Raw genomic sequence first — 21,781 nt, 5'->3', positions numbered from 1 at the left:
CAATGCGGCAAGCGAGTTTGACCTAAGGAGCCCAATCGCATGCCGATTACGCTATATCACTGCGCCGACGCACGTTCTCTTCGCCCGCTTTGGTGTTTGGAAGAAATGGGGCTCGATTATGAGCTGGTAAACTTGCCATTCCCCCCGCGCGTGTTTGCCAAGGAATATAAAGAGATCAATCCCTTAGGCACGATCCCATTCTTAGTGGATGGTGATACTCGAATGACCGAAAGCTCCGGAATTTGCCATTATCTCACCCAGCGCTATGGCCCGACAGATCTCGCTCTGAACGTTGAGCACCCAGATTATGGGAGCTTCTTAAATTGGCTATATTTCAGCGATGCCACGCTGACCTTTCCGCAAACACTCGTGCTTAGATACACCGTACTCGAACCTGAGGAGCGGCGGATCCCACAAGCGGCCGAAGATTATGCGGCCTGGTTTTCCGGCCGTCTTCGCCACGTTGAAACGGCCCTGAACGATCGCGAATTTCTCGTCGCGGACCGGTTCACAATTGCCGATATCGCCATTGGCTATGGGCTCTTCCTCGCATCTACGCTTAAACCCCTTCAAGATCGCCTCGGTCCCAATGCATCCGCCTATCTAGACCGATTGAAGAAACGAGACGCCTTTCAGCGCAGCCAAGAAAAACAAAAGACTTGAGCGAATCCCCCTGCCCTTCCTATATCGGTAACCTTCATCGGATGGAGCCGTTATGAGCACACCAGACTATGCCATTGAAGCCATTGGGCTCGAGAAAACCTATCGGGCGTCTGGAAAGCTGCCAGAAATGCGGGCGCTCAAAGGAATCGACCTGAAGATTGAGCGCGGATCTATTTTCGGCCTGCTCGGCCCGAATGGCGCTGGGAAATCGACCTTTATCAACATCCTCGCAGGCCTAGTCACAAAAACCGGCGGTATGGCGAAGATCTGGGGTCTGGATATTGATCAGCATCCACGCTCTTCGCGGGCAGCGATTGGTGTCGTGAACCAAGAGATCACGATGGATCCATTCTTCACGCCGATCCAAGCGCTGGAGCTACAAGCTGGATATTATGGCGTGCCAAAATCTGAGCGCCGAAGCTTAGAAATCCTCACCGCCGTCGGCTTGGACGATAAGAAAGACGCGTATGTCCGGCAATTATCTGGCGGTATGAAACGGCGCCTGATGGTGGCGAAGGCGCTTGTTCACAATCCGCCTGTTTTGATCCTGGATGAACCGACTGCTGGGGTCGATGTCGAGCTGCGGCGATCGCTCTGGGCCTATGTGCGAGAGCTCCACGCTAATGGCACAACCATCATTCTGACCACTCACTATCTCGAGGAAGCTGAAGAGCTTTGCGATGAGATCGCGATTATCAGTCATGGCGAGGTTCTGGCCCAAGAACCGACGCCGCAACTCCTAGCGCGACTGGATCAGCGTCTCCTCAAAATCACCCCAAAAGAAGCGCTCACAGCCCTGCCGGCGGGATTAAGGGACCTGAACGCTCAAATCACCGAAGATGGCGGATTGGATATCACCTTCCGAAACACTGAAACCGGCATAGGCCGGCTCCTCGAACAAGTCCGAGAAGCCGGAATTAGCGTTGCGGATCTGTCGACAGAACAACCCAACTTGGAAGATGTGTTCGTCGCCATGACCAGTGAAGACGCTTAGGCGCTTTTGACCATGCGCAGCTCGATACGTTTGAGCTCGCGCAAGACGTTTAAGTGGTTCATGCGCATCCAGAACCAAATCTTGATCATGCCGACCGACAGGCTGCACCAACCGACCAGAGCGCCCCACAGGATGACGTGTTTCAGGTTCTCAGCCTCAAACATGTGGAACACAGCCCATATGCCGAGCCCGAAAAAGAATAGGCTGAAGAAAAAAGCGAAAGCGGTCCAATAACGAAGCGGTCCGGTAAAAGTCATCCCCATCTGTTGGAACAGGCCAGCATCCTGCTCGAGCTCCTTCAAAAAGGCCTCGTCTTCGGCATTCAAACTCGTCATCAGACGATCTTCAAAACTACTCATTGGTTCTCTCCTTTCAGTCGAGACTTTAAGTGTTGGCGCGCATGGAAAATGCGCGATTTGGCGGTTCCGACCGGTACGCCCGTCACAGCCGCAATTTCATTCAGGCTTAGCCCCTCGCCAAAGAATAGAATGGCGGCGAGGCGGTGATCATCGCTGAGACTGGCCAGCGCTTGATCGATTTCGACTTGCAGCTCGCCGCGCGCAGGTTCAATTGGCTCAGGCGCGACCTCCATCGGCGCAGACCTTGTTCGAGCGGTTTGTGCGGCTCTGATCCGATCGCTGCATTTGCGGCGCAAGATGCCAAAGGCCCAGCCGGGAAACATTGCTGAATCTGATAGGCGCGGCCATCCGCGGCAAATCCCGGCCCAAGCCTCTTGTACCGCTTCCTCCGCTTCGGTGCGGTCACGGAGCAGTCGAAGCGCTGTCCGCATCAATCGCGGATACCAGCGCGCCGCCAATCGGTTAGCCGCCCGGGCATCGCCGGAACGCGCAAGCGTGACGAGCAATTCGTCATAGACGCGTTCTGTTTCCTGCCCTGCCATCAGCGGCCTCCTTTTGGCTTGCATAGTGATAGTCGCTGGCTCTGCCAAAAAGGTTCACTTCACGCTGAGACATGGCTTCACGTCGTCGTCCTGTTCGATACGTAGAAAACCGTAAGAGACGTGAGGAGACACGCCATGGACTATAAAGACGTGGTCATGGGCCGCCGCAGCATCCGCGGCTTCCAAAAAAAGCCAGTATCGAAAGAGCTGATCACTGAAGTGCTCGAAATGGCAATGCGGGCCCCCACCTCACTCAACACACAGCCATGGAATTTCTATGTGGTGACCGGTGAGCCACTCGACAAAATCCGCAAAGGCAATGTCGAACGTAACCTGGCGGGCGTGCCGGACACGCGCGAGTTTCGGCGCGGTCCTGGTTATGAAGGCGCGCACCGAGAGCGCCAAATCGAAATTGCCATCCAACTCTTCCAAGCCATGGGCATTGAGCGTCATGACAAAGAGAAACGCCAAGACTGGGTCTTGCGCGGGTTTCGCCAATTTGATGCGCCAGTGTCGATTGTGGTGACCTATGACAAGTCGATCCATGGTTCTGATATCGCACCCTTTGATTGCGGCGGTGTCGTCAACTCTCTGGTCAATGCCGCTTGGTCGAAAGGTCTTGGCTGCGTGATCAATTCGCAAGGCATCATGCAGTCTCCCGTGGTGCGCGAGCATGCTGGTATTCCAGAAGATCAAGTGATCATGATTTGCGTCGCCATGGGTTGGCCGGATGAGAGCTTCCCCGCCAATGCTGTCGTCTCGAAACGCAAGCCTGTTGAAGACGGCGCAGTGTTTGTCGGCTTCGACTAAGCGCTTTTAGGCTCAACACGCCTGCGCGAGCTCTTCGATCCAAGGCAAGTGCTCGCGCCCGACGAAGATCTGATCCGCGATGACATAGGCGGGCGCCCCGACAATGCCGGACTCTTCAGCTTGCTCTTGCGCGGTTTCGAGAAGCGCTCGAACGTCTTCGAGATCAATCGTCAACGACGTCCCACTCTGATCGAGGATGGATTGGAGCACTGACGGATCGTCTAGGTTCGCGTGAGCTTCCCAATAAGCTTCAAACGCCTCTTCTATGTATGGAAGCGGGTCTCCCTCAATCGCACTCAAAGCGCCAAGCGCCAGATCAGTGACGCCAGGCGTTTCAGGAAACTTGAGGTCTATCCCCTGATGCGCAGCATATTTGATGGCGAGTTGGCGTTGTGACTCCGCGCGGACGCGGCGATGGCTTTCGCCAACGGTTTCTTCTTTGCCAAGCTTCGGGACATCTCGCTCGACGACGCGAAACGGTTTCCAATTCACTTCAAGCGATCGTCGCTGCGCCAAAGCCAAAGTTGGCGCCATGGCGAGATACGCGCCAGGCGATTTGAAATCCAAATAGACGGTCAGCATGCGGCAATCTCATAAGCAATATCTGGCGCCGGACCGCTCTTTCCGGTCAATGCCCAGCGCAAATAGGGAATATGCTCGCGCCCGAAAAAGATCTCATCGCCCAGCACATAAGTCGGAACGCCATAGATCCCGTTTGAGTGAAATTTCGGTTGACGTTGATCATGCTGATCGCGTCCATCGCCGATGGCAAAGTCCGCAAAACCTTCTGCGTCCACACCTGCTTGCCGTAAGCAGCCTTCGACCACCGCGATATCTTCAATATCTAGCTCGCGGCGCCAGAATGGCGGATAGACCGCTTCAAAATAATCACCAAGGCGATCTCGAGCGGCCTGCATCACCCAGAGGATACCGATATTGGGCAATGTCGAATCCCAAATCTTCTCAGTCCCTTTCAAAATCAGGCCTTGGCGCTGGGCATAGCGGCGGGCGTCCCGATACGAATAGCGGATGGCGTTCCAGGTGCGTTGGCTCCGCCCTTTCGAGGCGACGACTTTACCCTTCTTCTTTTCCGCCGACCCGAGATAGCTGGGAATGTCCAAAGTGAGCGGGCGCCAATCAAATTGGAGCCCGAGTTCGGCCTCGAGTGCTAAAGTCGGCCGGATCGCGACAAAGGCGTATGGGCTTTTAATATCGACATAGACGATCAAAGGGGCATCGCTTTGAAGAACCTGCATGATCAATGCTCCTGATATAGGCTCAAATTCATCATCAATCTCAGGTCATGCAAGCCCTCTCGCCGCGCCACCTGTAATTTCACTACCCGAGCAGAGACAATCCCATTAGCATGGCCGGATCGGAGGATTTGGATGTTAGACACCATTCGCGACTTTGGCCAAAACGGCGCTGCATTGCTGATCGGCCTTTCTGTAGGGGCTGCGTGGATCGCGGCGATTGTTTCACCCAACACCTCTTACGATCACCTGACCGCTACACAGGCCGAGAAACATGTGCGTGAATTGCTCAAATCGGCCTCTGACCCGATCGCCGTCATCCTGCTCGTGGCCGCCGGGCTCGCCATCCTTGGCGGCGCCACAGTTTCCGGAATCCTAGCGTTGATTGCTGCTGCAGGGTTTTTCTCTAACCGTTGGACCTTGGGGTCGATCAAATCCAGCGATGGAAAAGAAGAAGCGCCGGGAAAGACCCAGCGCATCCTCGCGGTAAGTTTGACCCTTCTGTTTGGTTTGGCGGCCGCAGCTGCGGCCATCCTCGCCGTCCTCGGGCTTTAAGAATCGGCCGCAGCTGCCTCAGCCTCGCTGTCTACTGGCAACCATGGAGCCGTCAGCTCCTCAAGCACTTCCAAATCTGACCGCTGGTTTGATAGCTTTCTCAGCGCTTTCAAAAAGTCGCCACCTGCTGTCACGCCATCGGAACTAAATTTGACCGAAAGCTCTGCCGCTTTGGCATAATGCCCTTGAGCCGATTGGAAATCCGACGTTGCTTCGGCACAAGCGCCCAAATTGTGGATCACCGCAGGCGCTTCTGGATATTCTTCGGCCATCCCCGTCCACATCGCACAGGAGGTAAAAGGATCTTTAGACGAGATGTCCAAAGCCTGCTGAAAGCGTGGATCGGCGCGGGCTACTGGGTCTAGCGCCTCGGTAATAAATGTCGCGCGAACGGTCGCGTTTCGCGGCGCAATATCTCTGCGGATCGGCGCGAGCGTTTCGAACAGAGCGTCTCGAACCAGATCAGCGGGCGCGTCTAAGCCAGCAAAGCCGATTGAGTGATAGCCGGACAGACCGTGCCGACGGCGCTTTTTCTTGATCTTCTTGTTGAAGGCGCCGTCATAAACGCCAGTTTCAAAGCAGTTTTCTCGGCTTGATGAACCGCCATATGAACCCGAGAACACGACCTCACCTGTGTCGGCATCGATTAAGCGTGGGTGGGCACTGACATTCACGCGCTCTTCGACGCAAAGCTCTTCAACATCGACGCGCGTCTCGCAATCAAAAAGGCCATCCCATTCGATACACTTGCTCGTCGTGCGGTGATATTCATGCCAATCATAATCATCGATATCGACATGTCCGGTATAGGTGCCCGCTGGGGTCCCTCCGGGAACGCCATATTCAAAGTCTGCAAGCGTAAACCAGGCCGCGCCATCAAACACGGTATTTGCGATCATGGTTTCGAACTGGCGCGCATACCAGCCGCCGCCAGGACCCCGAAAGCGATCGACCTGCACCGTACGTGTTTCAGCAGCTGCAAGGCTCTCTGGCATGAGGCGCGCCTCATAATTAATTCCAGGCGTCGTACATGCGGCAGCACCGATTAAGGCGCATGTTGTGGCAAACAGGGTCTTTTTCATCGCTTTCTTCCCGGCAGCTTGCGATTCACTAGGCGCTCGCTCGCCTGAATAGGTTCTGAATACATTAGGAAAAATAAAGGGCAGAATCTTGCCGCGGGGTCAAACTTGCGAGTGGAATGCTCTGCCCGCACATACGGCATCTGATTGAAAAGGGATCTTTCCATGTCCAGCTCTTCACCTTTGTTCGAACCTTACAAGCTTCGCGGCCTCACTCTCCCCAACCGCGTCGTAATGGCCCCAATGACTCGCTCATTCTCGCCGGGCGGCGTTCCAGGAGAAGATGTGGCAGAATATTATGGACGTCGCGGCGATGCCGATGTGGGCCTGATTATCACCGAAGGCACGACGGTTGATCGCGGTGGCGCATCCAGTGATCCGCGGGTTCCGAACTTTCACAAGTCTGATGCCCTCGCCGGCTGGTCGAATGTGGTTGACGCTGTGCACAAAACGCCGGGCAAGATTGCTCCGCAGCTTTGGCATGTCGGCATGATGCGTAAGCCTGGCACGGGCCCAGATCCAGACGCGATCTCTGACAGCCCGTCTGGTCGCACCCATAAAGGCAAGCAAGTACAGCCTGAGCCAAGCGAAAGCGATGTTGCTGACATGGTCATGGCGTATGCAAACGCCGCCGGAGAAGCCAAACGTCTCGGCTTTGACGCGATCGAAATTCATGGCGCGCATGGTTATCTGATCGATGAGTTCTTCTGGAATGTGATGAACACGCGCGAAGACAAGTATGGCGGCGACCTCGCCCAACGCGCCACCTTTGCGGGAGATATTATCAAAGAATGCCGCAAACAGGTTGGCGACGATATGCCGATCATCCTGCGCTTTTCGCAATGGAAACAGCAAGAGTACACCGCGCGCCTCGCGGAAACGCCGCAGGAGCTTGAAGCATTCCTAAATGTCTTTGCTGATGCTGGGGTGGATGCGCTCCACGCCAGCCAGCGTCGCTGGTGGGAAGCGGAATTCCCAGAAGTCGATGGCGATGACGGTCTCAATCTCGCTGGCTGGTGTAAGAAGATAACCGGCCTAACCTCAATCACGGTCGGCTCGGTTGGCCTGTCCTCAGACTTTATCGGCGCTTTTGCCGGTGAAGATTCTAAAACACGCCCAATTTCTGATGTGATTGAGCGTCTCGACAAGGGCGAGTTCGATCTAGTCGCTGTTGGCCGAGCCCTGCTGCAAGACCCATTCTGGGCCCAAAAAATCAAAGACGGGCGCACCGATGAGCTTGCAGATTATGACGCGAAAGCACTCGCAACGCTTTACTAGGCGCACGCCAATGTAAACCAATCCGGATTGAGGCGCGTAGACAGGACAACGATAAGAAAGTCCTGCTCTATGCGCCTCTCAGATTTATTCGCTCCAACACTCGCTGTTGCCACCAGCGCTGCTGTTGCAACAGGCTGCGTTGCTGGCCCTCAACTCGAAGAATTTGCGCAAGCACCCCGACAGCTCGTCCTGGAAGACTATTTTCTGGGCGAGACGACTGCTTATGGCGTGTTTGAAGACCGGTTTGGCAAAGTTCGGCGCAGTTTCAAAGTCGATATCACCGGCACGGTGGAGAATGGCGTTCTAACCCTTGATGAGCGCTTTCTCTACGATGATGGCGAACGGGATACGCGCGTTTGGACCATCGATATCCTCGGAGATGGCGCGTATCGCGGAATTGCGGGCGACGTCCCAGACTATGCGCAAGGCAAAGTTGTCGGCAATGCTTTCAATTGGAAGTACAAAGTCGATTTGAAAGTTGGCGACAGTGTCTGGAATGTTGGTTTCGACGACTGGATGTACCTGCTCGAAGACAATGTCTTGATCAATCGTGCTTATGTCACACGGTTCGGGATACGTATTGGTGAAGTGACGATCGCGTTCCAGAAGGAGCGCTCAATTTAGAAAGTTGACGCCTGCGTCATTTTTTGCAATAAGAGCGCATGATTACGGTGCTCAAAACGATCTTCTATCTCGGTCCTTTGCTCTTTGGGCTCGCGTTTCTCGCGCCCCTGACCTCGCAAATCATTCAAGCCATGGCCTGGACGCCGCCTTTCGGCCTGACGCCACTTGTGACCGGACTGTTGGTTGGCGGCACTTTAGGGCTCGTTGCACAATTTAGAGGGAGATGGGTATGAGTTCCGCGCAAGACTTGTCGCAACTTTCGGAAGGAGAGCTGTTGCGGATGGAGCGCGATATTGCCGCTCGGCATATCGACAAATTCCCCTATTTAGCTGTGATTTGGGCGTTCACCAATTTCTTCGTCTGGCTCAGCCTATGGCCGCTGGTGATGTTTGGGGTCATCCCGCTTTGGCTCGGCTTCATCATTGCGACCGTAAATATTGCGCTTTCATATCTCCCCAGCCACGAAGCCCAACACGATATTATTGCCAAGCCTGGCAGCAAACTGAGATGGCTTAATCAATTGGTTGGCCACATCTCGATCATTCCGCTCGTCTTGCCCTATCGGGTCGCGAAATACACGCATATGGAACACCATAAGCACGCCAATGACCCTGAAAAAGATCCAGATTATGCCAGCCATGCCAACGGCCCGCTGGATGCGATTTGGAGAAGCATTTACTACCGCCAGCCGCGCGCGGAGGGCGGTTTAAACGCCTATGGCGCCATCCTCGAACGGATCGGACGTCAAGACGTTGTTCTAGACGGCGTGATTTACCAGCTGATCCATTTCGGCATTCTGTTCGCCTTGGCATGGTCAGGATATGCGATCGAAGCAGCGCTATTGTGGTGGCTGCCCCGGCATATCGGCCTGACCTATATCCAATTCTATTTGAGCTGGGCCCCGCATCACCCTGGCGACACAACTGGGCGCTATCGCGATACACGCAGCTTCCGGTCTGTTCTCGGAAATATCGGATCTTTAGGGATGCAGTATCATATCATCCACCATCTGCATCCACGCATTCCGCTTTACCGGACGCCACGCGCCTATTGGGAATTGAAACCGATCCTAGAAGCCCGCGGATGTAATGTTCACGAGCTTTGAATATTCCGCTTAAGTCACCAAGCGCCAATATTTTCCATACTTGCCCAAGGTTCTTCCGGCGCGAGTGGCTGGCCTTTTTGTAGGAGCTCGACAGAGATCCCGTCCGGTGAACGGACGAATGCCATACGACCATCTCGCGGCGGACGGTTAATCTCCACACCAAGCGCCTGGAACCGCTTACAAGCTTCATAGATATTGCCGACTTTATAGGCCAGGTGCCCGAAATTTCGGCCACCCTGATAGTCTTCTGGATCCCAATTATAAGTTAGCTCGACCATTGGAATGTCCATTTGCGTCGGCCGCACACCTTCCGGCACACCGCCGCAGCGTTCAATATCATCAGGGGACGCCAGGAAGACCAATGTGAACCGGCCTTCTTCGCTGTCAAAGCGCAGCAACTCTTTTAGTCCAAGCCCATCGCCATAGAATTTTAGCGCCGCATCAATATCGGTCACCCGCACCATGGCGTGTAGAAATTCAACACTCATTTATATTGCTCCTCAAGCCGGCGGATTTCTGATCTCAGCGATGGCGGACGGTTCCGATAATAGAAATAGGTAACCGCGGCGAGGAGAACGACATTGACTGCCATAATGATTAGAATGGTCATGAAGTCGCCGAGAATATTGCCCAGGTTCTGCTGGCGGACAGTGAACTGAATGTTGTCTTCACCCCAATTATTCATCCGCTGCGTCATGCCGTAAAAAGCCGACACGATCATCGGAAGAATGAGTAAGGCAAACAACGCTACACCGCATTGATAGATGCCGAGACGCGGGCGCTCAGCGTTCGCAAAACTGCGCACAAATTCATGTCGCGGAATTCGATCGCTGATCAAACCCTTCTCGACATTCGAATCATAGACCTGCTCGCCGAGCGCGGGGGCGTTTATCCAACGCCAGACCAAAACCGCCGCCCAGATCGCGATTGGCGCAAACATCAAATAATAGATCGGTGTAAAATTATCGACAAACATCCGTCCACCTCCCTGCGGTGAACTTGCCGACCTCTAGATCGCCGTGTGCACCTTTTCATACGTTAGCATGGCGCGTTTTCGCGCCGTACCCCAATGGTAATTATGTAACCTACCGTCAGATGCAAGCGCGCGATGGCATGGAATCAGCCATGCGATTGTATTTGCGCCAATTGCTGTACCCGCCGCGCGAGCCGCTTTCTCGTTTCCGGCGGTGCGTGCCACCTCACCATAAGTCCATGTTTCTCCTGCGGGAATTTCCAACAGTGCGCGCCAAACTTGGCGTCTAAAGGGGGTTCCATAGAGCGCTAAAGGTATCTCCCCTCCATCGCCAAAGACTTTTGCGGCCCAACGCGAGGCCTCTGTATCATCGCGCTGGATGTCTGCATTCTTGTATCGTGCAGCCATATCCGCGAACACTTGGTCTTCCTTATAGCCCGGATGCTCAAATCCAGTTTTTTCCACGGCCGCGTCGTCGACGAAGCCGAGACCACATAGGCCTCGCGGAGAAATCAAAAACACGCCCGTTCCAAACGGCGTCGACGCTTTGCCGATCGAAAGTCGCGCCCCCTGCCCTGACGCTTTCGCCTCACCCGGAGACAGCGCCTCGTGGGCAATGAACAGATCGTGGAGCCGAGACGGCGATGACATCCCGGTCTCAAAGGTTGTGTCTAAAACACTGGCGCCTTGGCGGAGCAGGTCGCCCGCCTCAGCATGCGCCAAACTCGCTTGATACTGTTTCGGGCTGATCCCGGCCCATCTCGTAAATTCACGCTGAAAATGGCTGGGAGAAAGCCCCACAGCGGAAGCGCAAGTTCTTAAATCCGGCCAGTCTCGCCAGGTTTCACCAAGGTGTTCTAGCGCGTCCGCCATACGGTCATAGGCCGCGCATCGTTCGTTCAAAGGCATCAATACAGTCGTCATATGCTGACAATGCCAAGCCCTTTTGCCGGGCGCCACCCGTTTCTTGCGCCAAAATGGGGAGCTAGATGAGAATCGTTCTTGACAATCATTCGCAGATGATGCAAATCATTCTCATGATCATTTGCATCTGCCGCCGTATCAACGAGACTGGAGTTCGCGAAGCCGTGGAAGCTGGCGCGCGCTCACCAGAGGCGGTGCAAGCTCATCATGGGTGTCAGTTTAATTGCGGCAAGTGCCGTTGCGCAATTGGTGAAGTGATCTCAGACACGCTCGAATCACACGGCTCAGAGCTCACGCTCGTTGCAGCTGAATAAGCGTCAACGCTTACGCCCCTTCTTCATCGTAACCGACCAGCCGAAGCGGCCTTGCTTTACGTCCTTCGAGTTCCGCCCAGCGTACAAGCGCATCTTCACGACCATGTGTGATCCACAATTCTTCTGGATCTACGTCTCGAACCGTTTGCGTCAACTCGTCCCAATCCGCATGATCAGATAGAATCAGGGGGAGCTCGACCCCGCGTTGTTTTGCGCGCTGACGAACGCTCATCCAGCCTGATGCGAAACAGGTCACCGGGTCAGGAAATCGGCGACCCCATTTATCATTGAAGGTCGCAGGCGGTCCTAAAACGATCTCTCCCGCGAATTGCGCGCTCTCCCCGCGCTGACCATTCTCGAGCGTCGCGGGTCGCAATTCGCCGAGTTTGACCCCGCTTTGCTCATATAAAGTGCAGAGCTTCTCTAGGGCGCCATGAATATAGAGCGGGCGATCGTATCCCGCCTCCCTCAATAGAGCGATCACGCGCTGGGCTTTGCCTAAGGAATAGACCCCGACCAGGTGGGTTCGCTCGCGAAACAGTTCGACGCTGTGCAGAAGCTTCGCCATCTCGGCCCGGTCATCGGGATGGCGAAATACCGGCAATCCAAACGTCGCCTCGGTGATGAAGACATGCGTGTTCGACACCACTTCAAACCGTTTACAGGTTGGGTCCTGCCGGCGCTTATAATCGCCGGTGCAGACCATCCTCAATCCGCGCCATTCCACGACAACTTGAGCCGAACCCAAAATATGTCCTGCGGGCGCCAGCCAGACCGTGACGCCATTGATCTCAACCGTTTCGCCAAACTCGAGCGGCTGACGGCTTGCGGTAAACGCTTCACCATAACGGGCCGCCATAATTTTGAGCGTGTCAGGCGTCGCCAATACAGCGCCATGACCGGCGCGAGCGTGGTCAGCGTGACCATGCGTGATGACCGCCCGATCAACCGCGCCACGCACCGGATCGATATAGAAATCACCGGGCGGACAATAGAGCCCCTTTGGCGTTTCGTGCAGCAATAAATCTGGTCGGATCATGGCCTTGTTATATCTCGTTCGCGACGTTCGAACACTGCCCCATTTCCGCCGCTTGCAGCCGATAAGCAAACGCGCATAAGTTGGTTTGATACCGTTCACCGAGGAGTTTGAAATGCGTGGTCTTGCTGCCCTAGCCGCTGGAATAACACTAGCTTTGAGTTCGGTCGCCTTAGCACAAGACTATGCCCCAAGTGATACCACGAAACGCGCGCTAGCAGCAGGATACAAAGCCCTGTTCACGTGTAGCGGTTATTTCAACGCCGGTCAGAGCCTCTCAGAGATTGCTGCAAATGAACTCTCTGGCATCTATGTCGATTATCGACCGGTAATGGACGAAATCGGTGACGCTGAGATCATCGCCGAAGAAAAGACCGTGATCGTTGAGTTTGATGGATATTTGAATCCTCGCGCTGCAGTCTGGCGGCCAGGCATCGGGTGCTCTTTGCTGCCAATCGGGACCCCACCGACGGCAACTGATTGGCTCCCAAGCTTGCTCAATATGCCAAGCATGGATGCGCCGGATAACACCACCGCACTTGGCGACAATGTTACCCTGACTGAGAACACGTTCGCCCTCGATTTACTTGGCGTACCTGTCAGTTTCGCCTTCGATGGAAGCACCTATGGCGAAGGCACGCGGACCAGCGCCGTGATCGTGCTTCACAAAGGACAGGTGGTAGCGGAACAGTATGCCCGCGGCATAGATCGCACCACGCCGCAGCGCACCTGGTCTGTCGCGAAATCGCTTACATCCACCATCATCGGCGCAGCTGTATATCAGGGGCTTCTTGGCCTCGACAATGAAGCGGTGATTTCGGACTTCAACAAAGGGGGAGACCCCCGCCGATTCATCACCCTTCGCAATGTCCTCAATATGACCAGCGGCCTGGAATCGAATTCCCCAGGCTCTCGAACCGATCGACTTTATTTCGGCGGGGCAAGCATCTCTGACACGCTCGCTGCGCGTTCTATGGAAGCCATTCCTGGCTCTCGGTTCAAATACTCCAACGTGGATACACTGATTGCGATGCGCTCTTTGCGTGAAGCGCTGAATAACGATGCCGCGTATCGTGCATTTCCCTATGCGAGCGTGCTCCACAAAATCGGCGCCCGCCACACAACGCTCGAAACCGACTGGAACGGTGATTACATGTCATCATCGCAAGTCTGGATGACCGCTCGGGACATGGCCCGTCTTGGTCAACTTTATCTCCAAGACGGGATCTGGGGCGGCGAACGCATCTTACCGGAATGGTGGATGGATTTCGTTTCCAACCCCTCATCAGCGCAACCTGACGGCGATTTCGGCTATGCGGGATCGTTCTGGCTGATTGGCGGCGTCGATGGTGCCCCGATTGATACGATTGCAGGCCTTGGGAACCGCGGACAACATATGGTCATTGTACCGTCTAGAGATCTGGTCATCGTCCGCCGCGGCTTTGATGTCGCGCGTGAGCCGCGCTTTGAAATCGCGAAACTCACAGGCGATATCGTGGCGTCATTCGATGCGGCCGAACGCGCCCGCTTGGCGGCTGAAGCGGCCGCCGAAGCCGAAGAGGATGACTAGCCGACGGGATCCAAGAGTTTGGTGATTTGTCGAGTGACGGTTTCTTCAAAGCTCTGCATCATCGCTGAACCTGCGATATCGAAATCGAACCGCTCAACATAAGTACGGCCGTCCGGTGCGCGGGTACAAGACGCGGCCATCTCGAACCGATTGATTTTAGCTACCATGGCCGGCTTATACGGTTTTGGGAGCCTCATATTGAAAGCCAGAACGGCACCATCGGTTTTGTCGAGAGTCACCTGACCATTCAGCTTCTTCATCATTTTTTGCTCAGTCTTATCGGCATCCGCGTCTGGGACCGGTGTAAAAGCATATGTGACTGTGCCTTGGTCTTGAGACACGGTTTCGGCATCCAGGGGCACCATCTCGGCAAAATCGGTGCACCAGATGTCGCCATCAGCCTCAGCATCGATTTCCTCCAATCCTTCGCGGAACTCGTCCGACAATTCGCTCTCTTCAGGCGTGTACAAGTCAACGCGCTGTCCTTCGGGTTGGCTCGGGTCAATTTTGCCGGTCGCGACGACGCCCTCACCTGAATAAGTCATTTCATAGGCATAGACTGGCCCCTCTTTCGAGACGCTGCGCATCATTTCCAAGACCGGGTCTGCAGAAGCGGAAAGCGCTGACGAAACGGCGAAAGCGGACAGGATAATTGTTCGGGACATGGAGGCTCCTAATACTCAAACCTCTTTAAGACCAAGTCCTGGCTGAATGTCAGATGAAAAATCTGCAAAAGACCAGAAGAGTGCGCTAGATGAGAGGAGATGCCTGACACAATCGCTCCTCCGTTCGTTCTGCCAGACGTGTTCGGCCGCTGGTTTAGTAAGCGCGGTTGGGCGCCCCGCGCACATCAACTCGAATTGACGGAAACCGCCCTACGCGGAGAGAGCGGGCTTCTAATCGCCCCCACAGGTGGCGGCAAAACGCTGGCAGGCTTTCTCGCCAGCCTGATTGAGCTCTCCGACAAATCTAAGCGAAACAGTGATCGCCCGGCCCTGCACACGCTGTATATCTCTCCGCTTAAGGCTCTGGCCGTTGATGTCGCCCGGAACTTGATGACCCCCGTCGAAGAAATGGGCCTCGACATCAAGATCGAGACGCGGACCGGCGATACCCCTGCCCATAAACGGCAAAGGCAGAGACGAACGCCGCCGGATATTCTCCTCACGACGCCAGAACAACTCGCGCTGTTCATTGCCTCTGATCATGCGGCGGAGTTTTTCGCAGACCTAAAATGCGTGATCATTGACGAGATCCACGCCATTGCGCCGAGCAAACGCGGCGATCTATTAAACCTCGGCCTCGCGACTCTTGCACAATGGGCGCCCGCGTGCCGGTTTATTGGTCTTTCAGCGACGGTGCACGACCCAGCGGTTTTGCAATCCTGGCTCGGTGTCCGGCAGGACCAACCAAAACTGATTGAATCTGAAGGCGGTGTTCACGCCGATGTCGACATTCTGATCTCTGACGAGCGCATTCCTTGGTCTGGCCATTCCGGAAGATTTGCAGTCGGCGAAGTGTATGAGCAAATCAAAGCGGCCCGCATGTCGCTGGTCTTCGTCAATACGCGCTCTCAAGCTGAACTCATGTTCCAGGAATTATGGTCGGCGAATGAGGATGGCTTGCCGATCGCGCTTCATCATGGCTCACTTGCCAAAGAACAGCGGAGAAAAGTCGAAGCCGCAATGGCTGCAGGCCAGTTAAAAGCCGTGGTCTGCACCTCCACGTTGGACCTCGGCATTGATTGGGGCGAGGTTGATCTAGTTATCCAGATGGGCGCGCCTAAAGGGGCGGCGCGCCTCGTCCAACGCATTGGCCGAGCCAATCATCGGATGGATGAAGCAAGCCAAGCGATGCTGGTTCCGACCAATCGCTTTGAAATTCTCGAATGCCGCGCCGCTGAAGCGGCGGTCGAAGCGGGGGAAATCGACGGCGAACCCATCCGCCAGGGCGCGCTGGATGTTTTAGCGCAGCACATTTTGGGACGCGCCTGCGGTGAAGGGTTTGATTTGACCGCTCTGTTTGACGAGGTCCGCGCCGCCGCCCCTTATCGAGACTTAGATTGGGAGACCTATGAGCGGGTCGTCGATCTGGTCGCAACCGGCGGCTATGCCCTCAAGACTTATGACCGATTTAAACGGATCACGCGCACACGCTCAGGGGTTTGGTTCGCCCGCACACAGCGCGACAAGCAGCAGCATCGGATGAATGTAGGCGCCATCGTTGAGGCCCAGCACCTAAACGTCCGCCTCGCCAGCCGCATTGGCAAAGATAAAGCCGGACAGACGACTGGCCGTACCGCCCTTCGCGCCGGGCGAAAACTTGGCGAGATCGAAGAATATTTCATCTCAACGTTGACCCCTGGCGACACCTTTCTCTTTGCAGGCGAGATTCTTCGCTTTTTAGGCGTACGGGAAACAGATTGCCTGACGATACGGGCACCAGTCGACACAAATCCCGCCATTCCGAGCTATAATGGCGGAAAATTTCCCCTGACACAGTTTTTGGCCGGGCGGGTTCGGAAAATGATCCATGATCGCGATGGCTGGCCTGCCCTCCCCGATCAAGTTCGAGAATGGTTTGAAGTCCAAGACGAGCGTTCGACTATTCCGGACGAGAATGAGCTGCTGGTGGAAACTTTCCCACGCGGAGAACGGTTTTTCCTAACTTGCTATCCGTTTGAAGGCCGATTGGCACATCAGACACTGGGAATGCTGTTGACCCGCCGGCTCGATCGCATGGGCGCGAAACCTTTGGGGTTCGTGGCCTCCGAATATGCGATGGCCGTTTGGGCGATGGAACCAATGGGTGAGCTTGATATGGATGCCCTCTTCGCGCCGGACCTGCTCGGCGATGATCTCGAAGAATGGCTCGAAGAGGCTGTCTTGATGAAACGCCATTTTGCCCATTGCGCGCAGATATCGGGCCTGATCGCACGGCGCATGCCGGGGGCAGAGAAGACCGGCAAACAAGTCACGTTTTCAACCGATCTCATCTATGACGTCCTAAGGAGCCACGAACCAGATCATATCTTGCTCCAAGCCGCGCGCCACGACGCGGCGACTGGGTTCTTAGACATTAGACGCCTGTCCGACATGCTCACGCGCGTCCGAGGTAAAATCGTCCTCAACGACCTGCCCAAGATCAGCCCGTTTGCAGTGCCGGTTATGCTTGAAGTCGGCAAAGAGCCTGTTCACAGTGCGGGCGTCGAAGAAGCCATCCTGCGTGAAGCTGAGGCGGATCTGATTGCGGACGCGATGTCGATATAGACGGATAGGCCTTAAGCGCTTGCCTTCAACATCCGGCGACGTTGAACAGAACTCGGAATGCCCAGGCTTTCGCGATACTTCGCCACGGTCCGACGCGCGATCTCGATGCCGAACTCGGTGAGAATTTCGACAATCTTGTCATCTGACAGGACCTTCTCGCCTTCTTCATCGATCAATTGCTTGATCCGATAACGCACGGCTTCGGCAGAGTGAGCTTCGCCACCACCCGTCGATGGGATCGCCGCCGAGAAGAAGTATTTGAGTTCAAACAGGCCACGCGGAGTAGCCATATATTTGTTGCTCGTCACACGGCTAACCGTCGACTCGTGCATCTCGATCGCGTCCGCGACTTGCTTCAAATTGAGCGGGCGAAGATGCGCGACGCCATGCGCGAAGAAAGCGTCTTGCTGGCGAACGATTTCGCTTGCGACTTTCAAGATGGTGCGAGCGCGCTGATCGAGCGATTTGATCAGCCAAGTCGCATTCGCGGCACACTCAGAGATAAATTCTTTCTCTTGATCCCGCATCGGCAGCGCACTGACTTCGGCATAATAGGCTTTGTCCATCAGCACTCGTGGCAGCGTTTCGCTGTTCAGTTCGACAGCAAACATGCCGTTTGGCATTTCCCGAACGAACACATCTGGCGCCACAGCAATGGTCGCTTCCGTCGCAAAGCCAGATGCTGGGCGTGGGCTCAGCGAGCGCAGCTCTACCAGCATGTCCATAACATCTTCTTTGTCGACGCCGCACGCTTCGCCTAAGCCCTTAATATCATGCTTTGCCGCAAGATGGAGATTGTCCAAGAATGCCTGCATGGCAGGGTCTAAGCGGTTCTGCTCTTTCAGTTGCAGCGCCAAACACTCAGGTAAATCGCGCGCCATGATCCCCGTCGGGTCAAAACCGTGACAAACCTCTAGGACAGCTTCCACATTGGCGGGATCGGCGCCAAGCGCCTGCGCCACTTCGTCGAGATCGACTTTGCAAAAACCAGCATCATCGGTCTCGTCAATCAGACGCGCCGCGATGAGACTATCGGCTTGGCTGAGGCCCGCCATCGCGAGTTGGTCATGCAAATGCTCATGCAAAGACTTATCGCTTGAGAGAGACCCTTCGAAATCGAAATCATCGCTCATGCCGCGTCCAGATCCGACGCTTGACCAATCGGTGCTCGCAGACGGGCCTGATTGGCTATTCGCGGTCCGCGCTTCGTCTGAGCCGGTTCCCGCTTCATACATATCCGCGTCGGAGGCATCGACGGCGTCCCGGGCGTTGCCCATGCCTTCCGATCCATCCAGCGCAAGTTCATCGCGGCCTTTAGACTTGTCGGCTTCGCCTTCGAATTCGTTCTGAGTTGAAGTGTCACCGCGCTCTAGCAGCGGATTTTTTTCAATCTCTTCAGCAACAAATTCGGCTAATTCGATGTTTGAAAGCTGCAACAATTTGATCGCTTGCTGCAGTTGCGGCGTCATCACCAGGGATTGCCCCTGGCGCATGTCTAAACGTTGATACGCACTCATGGCTCTGTCCCCTACGCCGCAAATCTCTGGCCGAGATAGACTCGGCGAACATCGTCATTGTTCAGGACGTCTTCCGGCGCCCCTTCGAACAAAACGCTGCCTTCATAGATGATCGACGCTCGATCAACGATTTGCAGGGTCTCCCGCACTTGGTGATCTGTAATCAAGACACCAAGACCGCGGTTTTTGAGATAACCAATCAGGTCAGAAATATCAGAGATCGCCAAAGGGTCGATCCCGGTAAAAGGCTCATCCAGCAGCATGAAGGCTGGTCGAGACGCCAAAGCGCGTGCGATTTCCACACGGCGGCGTTCCCCACCCGACAGGCTGGTCGATGGCTGTGACCGCAGATGAGTGATGTGCAGCTCATCCAGCAGAGAATCGACTTGGTTTTGACGTTCCGACTTGTCTTTCTCGACAAGCTCGACCACCGCCATAATGTTCTCTTCGACGCTCATGCCGCGGAAAATGCTGGCTTCTTGCGGAAGATATCCAAGTCCGAGGCGCGCACGCTGATACATTGGCAGTGCGGTGACATCTGCGCCGTCGATGCGGATAGACCCGTCATCGGCGCCGATCAGCCCCATAATCATGTAGAAACAGGTAGTTTTCCCCGCGCCATTCGGTCCTAACAACCCAACAACTTCGCCCCGCTGCAAACTCAGCGAAACATCATGGACAACTTGACGCTTGCCAAAGGTCTTGGCGAGTCCAGTTGCGACGAGGCCTTGGCCAGTCTGATCCATATGTTTCAGCTCCCTAGTGATTAGCTCTAGGTCTAATCTCCTATAATAACAGCCTTAAATTCCACTTATGTCGATAGATTGAATTTTATCGACCGTCCCCTTCGCCAGGGACGATAACCATATTGACCTGACTGTCGCCGCCATCAAGGGTTGTCTTTCCGGCTTCGAGTTCCATGACCAGCCGTTCGCCTTTTGCAACATCTTCACCGCGCACCAAAACGATGTCGCCGGTCAGCGTAATTGTGTCTGTCGAGGCTACATAAACGCCGAGGTCGCCGTTCGCCTTAAGGTCTGGCGTCACATAGAAAACATTCCCGCGCGCGGTCATAGAGCGGATGTCACCGAAATTGGACCCAAGCCCCGCTGTCGTCGTGTCGCCAGTCGCTCCATATTCAATGGTGACAATATCTGCCCGCAGTCGCGCATTGCCTTGGGTGATATCGACATTGTCGATCAGGATAACTTTGCGCTCTTTATCAAGCACTTCAGATCGATCAGCGTTGACGCGGATCGGCCCGCCTTCGCCTGATACTTGCGCCATCGCAGTTCCACTGGTCAGAAGCGTCAGGGCGCCTATCGCGGTCATTAGTTTCTTCACGGCCATTCTCTACTCTTCTACTGCACCCGCGTCGTCGTCGCCATCTCCGTCGGGGTAAATCGTTAAATCAACATTCCCGCGAAAGATGACCCGGTCGCCATCATCTTCAATTTCATACGAGTCTGCGCGCACATAGCCAAGAGGGCCACTGCCGCTCAGCGGTTCTAAGCCCTGCACCCGGCCATCCAGAACGAACACACGTGCCGCCGTGGTCTCAAACTCATACCCTTCCCGATCGCGGACTTTCACCGCTTGAAAGAGGTCGAGATATTCTGCGTTTTGATAATACACACCCACCGGCGCACTGACCTCAGTGCCTTTATCATCAACCAAACGTGGCCGCGTGAGATTAATCACATTCGGATCGGCGCGGCGGCGATGCGCTTCGGCTGCCGTAATCACATAGGCTTCGCCGGCTATATTGCGTCCGGTAAAGCGCGCATTGACCATCGTGACCACTTCATCACCGGCCAGCTGATCGACCTGTTCGCCCGGCCCGGTCAGCGTAGTCGCCGCAATCGGGCCGATAATCACACCGGCCGAGATCGCTGCACCCGCAACGAACATCATCCGCAAAGTCCCAACAAATTTCGACCGCCGCCGCGCTTGCGCCAGGGTCATCTGGCGCTGCGGGGCCCATTGAGCCAACATTTCAGTGTGGGCGGTATTCATATAACTCTACTATGCGACAAAATTCAGCGAGAACAGCGCTTTGACATGACAGTTCCGTCACACTCTCGCAAGCATCGATTAGCTGTGGGCGAAGATATCGGTCTCGTCCCAACCCTGAAGATCAAGATCAGCGCGGACCGGCAAGAAGTCAAAACAGGCTTGCGCGAGCTCAACCCGCCCTTCCCGCTCAAGCATTGCGAGTAATCCCGTCCTGATCTCATGCAAATGCAAAACATCGCTGGCAGCGTATTGCAATTGTTGGTCACTGAGCTCTTCCGCCCCCCAATCAGAAGATTGCTGGGACTTATCCATGTTCGCGCCAATCAACTCGCGCGTGACATCTTTCAGGCCATGGCGATCAGTATAAGTCCGCGACAGTTTCGAAGCGATTTTCGTACACCAAACCGGCGCGCACACAACGCCCAGCCATTTCTTCATCATGGCCACATCAAAGCGCGCAAAGTGAAAGATCTTGAGCACTGCCTGATCTGACATTAGCGCTTTGAGGTTCGGGCAATCATAAGTCCGCTCGAGCTGCACGACATGGGCTGAGCCATCACCGGCAGAGATTTGGACAACGCAAAGCGCATCTCGCACGGGATTAAGCCCCATCGCCTCTGTATCGACGGCGATGATCGATCCCAGATCCAAGCCTGCAGGCAAATCGCCTTTATGTAGGGTAATATTGTTCATGCTGGCGGAATAGGCCCGCTCTCGCCCGCTTGCAAGCCTATCTGCGAAAAGCCGCCACCATAGCCACATCCAAGCTTGCCATCCTGCAACGATATTATTAGGGGTTTGGGCCTCGCGGAGAGGTGGCCGAGTGGCTGAAGGCGCTCCCCTGCTAAGGGAGTATACGTGATAAGCGTATCGAGGGTTCGAATCCCTTCCTCTCCGCCA

At 55.1% G+C, this 21,781-nt stretch carries 26 protein-coding genes and 1 tRNA gene; 12 read left to right on the top strand and 15 right to left on the bottom strand.

The window, feature by feature from the left end; all coding sequences use genetic code 11:
• Nucleotides 1-39 precede the first annotated feature (39 nt).
• The gene (locus tag MY069_RS00135) at nt 40-663 is read left to right on the top strand and encodes a glutathione S-transferase family protein (RefSeq protein WP_482795055.1); all 624 of its coding nucleotides are present in this window, start codon (nt 40-42) and stop codon (nt 661-663) included.
• Nucleotides 664-715: 52 nt separating this feature from the next.
• Nucleotides 716-1,657 carry an ABC transporter ATP-binding protein gene (locus tag MY069_RS00130; protein WP_482795054.1) on the top strand — a complete coding sequence of 314 codons (942 nt, stop codon included), beginning with the start codon at nt 716-718 and terminating at the stop codon, nt 1,655-1,657.
• Here MY069_RS00130 and MY069_RS00125 read toward each other — a convergent pair.
• Nucleotides 1,654-2,016: a DUF6768 family protein gene (locus MY069_RS00125; protein WP_482795053.1), complete on the bottom strand. Its 363-nt coding sequence runs from the start codon at nt 2,014-2,016 to the stop codon at nt 1,654-1,656. The two genes, MY069_RS00130 and MY069_RS00125, sit on opposite strands and share 4 nt — an antisense overlap.
• Nucleotides 2,013-2,558: an RNA polymerase sigma factor gene (locus tag MY069_RS00120; protein WP_482795052.1), complete on the bottom strand. Its 546-nt coding sequence runs from the start codon at nt 2,556-2,558 to the stop codon at nt 2,013-2,015. The genes MY069_RS00125 and MY069_RS00120 overlap by 4 nt, the downstream gene beginning before the upstream one ends.
• Before the next feature lie 135 nt (nt 2,559-2,693).
• Between MY069_RS00120 and MY069_RS00115 the strand changes: the two genes are divergently transcribed.
• The gene (locus MY069_RS00115; RefSeq protein WP_482795051.1) at nt 2,694-3,368 is read left to right on the top strand and encodes a nitroreductase; all 675 of its coding nucleotides are present in this window, start codon (nt 2,694-2,696) and stop codon (nt 3,366-3,368) included.
• Between the two features lie 12 nt (nt 3,369-3,380).
• Here the strand turns inward: MY069_RS00115 and MY069_RS00110 are convergent, their stop codons facing one another.
• Together MY069_RS00110 and MY069_RS00105 are read right to left on the bottom strand one after the other, a co-directional pair.
• Nucleotides 3,381-3,950: a DsbA family protein gene (locus MY069_RS00110; RefSeq protein WP_482795050.1), complete on the bottom strand. Its 570-nt coding sequence runs from the start codon at nt 3,948-3,950 to the stop codon at nt 3,381-3,383.
• Nucleotides 3,944-4,624 (bottom strand): DsbA family protein, encoded by a 681-nt coding sequence (locus MY069_RS00105; protein ID WP_482795049.1) that lies wholly within the window; start codon nt 4,622-4,624, stop codon nt 3,944-3,946. Before MY069_RS00105 ends, MY069_RS00110 begins: the two co-directional genes overlap by 7 nt.
• A 132-nt stretch (nt 4,625-4,756) precedes the next feature.
• Between MY069_RS00105 and MY069_RS00100 the strand changes: the two genes are divergently transcribed.
• Nucleotides 4,757-5,176, top strand: a complete 420-nt coding sequence (locus MY069_RS00100) for a hypothetical protein (protein ID WP_482795048.1) — start codon at nt 4,757-4,759, stop codon at nt 5,174-5,176.
• Here the strand turns inward: MY069_RS00100 and MY069_RS00095 are convergent.
• Nucleotides 5,173-6,258 carry a hypothetical protein gene (locus MY069_RS00095; RefSeq protein ID WP_482795047.1) on the bottom strand — a complete coding sequence of 362 codons (1,086 nt, stop codon included), beginning with the start codon at nt 6,256-6,258 and terminating at the stop codon, nt 5,173-5,175. The genes MY069_RS00100 and MY069_RS00095 overlap by 4 nt on opposite strands.
• A gap of 162 nt (nt 6,259-6,420) precedes the next feature.
• On the opposite strand from MY069_RS00095, the gene MY069_RS00090 reads away from it, so the two are divergent.
• The 4 genes from MY069_RS00090 to MY069_RS00075 all read left to right on the top strand — a co-directional run bounded on the left by MY069_RS00090 (nt 6,421) and on the right by MY069_RS00075 (nt 9,262).
• The gene (locus MY069_RS00090; protein WP_482795046.1) at nt 6,421-7,533 is read left to right on the top strand and encodes an NADH:flavin oxidoreductase; all 1,113 of its coding nucleotides are present in this window, start codon (nt 6,421-6,423) and stop codon (nt 7,531-7,533) included.
• Between the two features lie 69 nt (nt 7,534-7,602).
• Nucleotides 7,603-8,157 (top strand): DUF3833 domain-containing protein, encoded by a 555-nt coding sequence (locus MY069_RS00085; RefSeq protein ID WP_482795045.1) that lies wholly within the window; start codon nt 7,603-7,605, stop codon nt 8,155-8,157.
• A 38-nt stretch (nt 8,158-8,195) separates the two neighbouring features.
• Entirely contained in the window at nt 8,196-8,390 is a 195-nt protein-coding gene (locus tag MY069_RS00080) for a hypothetical protein (protein WP_482795044.1), read from the top strand.
• Nucleotides 8,387-9,262 carry a fatty acid desaturase gene (locus MY069_RS00075; protein WP_482795043.1) on the top strand — a complete coding sequence of 292 codons (876 nt, stop codon included), beginning with the start codon at nt 8,387-8,389 and terminating at the stop codon, nt 9,260-9,262. Before MY069_RS00080 ends, MY069_RS00075 begins: the two co-directional genes overlap by 4 nt.
• A 14-nt stretch (nt 9,263-9,276) precedes the next feature.
• Here MY069_RS00075 and MY069_RS00070 read toward each other — a convergent pair whose 3' ends face one another.
• From MY069_RS00070 to MY069_RS00060, 3 genes are read right to left on the bottom strand one after another with little or no spacing between them, the layout of a single operon-like run.
• Nucleotides 9,277-9,750, bottom strand: a complete 474-nt coding sequence (locus MY069_RS00070) for a lactoylglutathione lyase (RefSeq protein ID WP_482795042.1) — start codon at nt 9,748-9,750, stop codon at nt 9,277-9,279.
• Nucleotides 9,747-10,238 carry a hypothetical protein gene (locus MY069_RS00065; RefSeq protein ID WP_482795041.1) on the bottom strand — a complete coding sequence of 164 codons (492 nt, stop codon included), beginning with the start codon at nt 10,236-10,238 and terminating at the stop codon, nt 9,747-9,749. The genes MY069_RS00070 and MY069_RS00065 overlap by 4 nt, the downstream gene beginning before the upstream one ends.
• Before the next feature lie 33 nt (nt 10,239-10,271).
• Entirely contained in the window at nt 10,272-11,159 is an 888-nt protein-coding gene (locus MY069_RS00060; protein WP_482795040.1) for a methylated-DNA--[protein]-cysteine S-methyltransferase, read from the bottom strand.
• Nucleotides 11,160-11,224: 65 nt separating this feature from the next.
• Between MY069_RS00060 and MY069_RS00055 the strand changes: the two genes are divergently transcribed.
• Nucleotides 11,225-11,473 carry a (2Fe-2S)-binding protein gene (locus MY069_RS00055; protein WP_482795039.1) on the top strand — a complete coding sequence of 83 codons (249 nt, stop codon included), beginning with the start codon at nt 11,225-11,227 and terminating at the stop codon, nt 11,471-11,473.
• A gap of 10 nt (nt 11,474-11,483) precedes the next feature.
• Here MY069_RS00055 and MY069_RS00050 read toward each other — a convergent pair whose 3' ends face one another.
• On the bottom strand, nt 11,484-12,512 hold the full coding sequence (locus MY069_RS00050) for a ligase-associated DNA damage response exonuclease (RefSeq protein WP_482795038.1): 1,029 nt from the start codon (nt 12,510-12,512) through the stop codon (nt 11,484-11,486).
• Between the two features lie 112 nt (nt 12,513-12,624).
• On the opposite strand from MY069_RS00050, the gene MY069_RS00045 reads away from it, so the two are divergent.
• Entirely contained in the window at nt 12,625-14,079 is a 1,455-nt protein-coding gene (locus MY069_RS00045) for a serine hydrolase domain-containing protein (RefSeq protein ID WP_482795037.1), read from the top strand.
• On the opposite strand, the gene MY069_RS00040 is transcribed toward MY069_RS00045, so the two are convergent.
• Nucleotides 14,076-14,744 carry a hypothetical protein gene (locus tag MY069_RS00040; RefSeq protein ID WP_482795036.1) on the bottom strand — a complete coding sequence of 223 codons (669 nt, stop codon included), beginning with the start codon at nt 14,742-14,744 and terminating at the stop codon, nt 14,076-14,078. The genes MY069_RS00045 and MY069_RS00040 overlap by 4 nt on opposite strands.
• 99 nt (nt 14,745-14,843) lie before the next feature.
• Here MY069_RS00040 and MY069_RS00035 point away from each other — a divergent pair, with 99 nt between their 5' ends.
• Complete coding sequence (locus MY069_RS00035) at nt 14,844-17,348, top strand: ligase-associated DNA damage response DEXH box helicase (RefSeq protein WP_482795035.1); 2,505 nt, start codon at nt 14,844-14,846, stop codon at nt 17,346-17,348.
• 11 nt (nt 17,349-17,359) lie between these two features.
• Here the strand turns inward: MY069_RS00035 and rpoN are convergent, their stop codons facing one another.
• The 5 genes from rpoN to MY069_RS00010 all read right to left on the bottom strand — a co-directional run bounded on the left by rpoN (nt 17,360) and on the right by MY069_RS00010 (nt 21,574).
• Nucleotides 17,360-18,865, bottom strand: coding sequence for an RNA polymerase factor sigma-54 (rpoN, locus tag MY069_RS00030; protein WP_482795034.1), 1,506 nt, complete (start codon nt 18,863-18,865; stop codon nt 17,360-17,362).
• Between the two features lie 11 nt (nt 18,866-18,876).
• Complete coding sequence (gene lptB / locus MY069_RS00025) at nt 18,877-19,611, bottom strand: LPS export ABC transporter ATP-binding protein (protein WP_482795033.1); 735 nt, start codon at nt 19,609-19,611, stop codon at nt 18,877-18,879.
• 85 nt (nt 19,612-19,696) lie between these two features.
• Nucleotides 19,697-20,215 (bottom strand): LptA/OstA family protein, encoded by a 519-nt coding sequence (locus tag MY069_RS00020; RefSeq protein WP_482795032.1) that lies wholly within the window; start codon nt 20,213-20,215, stop codon nt 19,697-19,699.
• 3 nt (nt 20,216-20,218) lie between these two features.
• Nucleotides 20,219-20,881: an LPS export ABC transporter periplasmic protein LptC gene (locus MY069_RS00015; RefSeq protein ID WP_482795031.1), complete on the bottom strand. Its 663-nt coding sequence runs from the start codon at nt 20,879-20,881 to the stop codon at nt 20,219-20,221.
• Between the two features lie 78 nt (nt 20,882-20,959).
• The gene (locus tag MY069_RS00010; protein ID WP_482796729.1) at nt 20,960-21,574 is read right to left on the bottom strand and encodes a ribonuclease D; all 615 of its coding nucleotides are present in this window, start codon (nt 21,572-21,574) and stop codon (nt 20,960-20,962) included.
• Between the two features lie 116 nt (nt 21,575-21,690).
• On the opposite strand from MY069_RS00010, the gene MY069_RS00005 reads away from it, so the two are divergent.
• Nucleotides 21,691-21,781: transfer RNA gene (locus tag MY069_RS00005), tRNA-Ser, on the top strand.

It is taken from the genome of Hyphomonas sp. ske169 (genome assembly GCF_056850855.1).
Note: the sequence above shows the minus strand (reverse complement) of the source record. Positions and strands in the feature narration are given on the sequence as shown.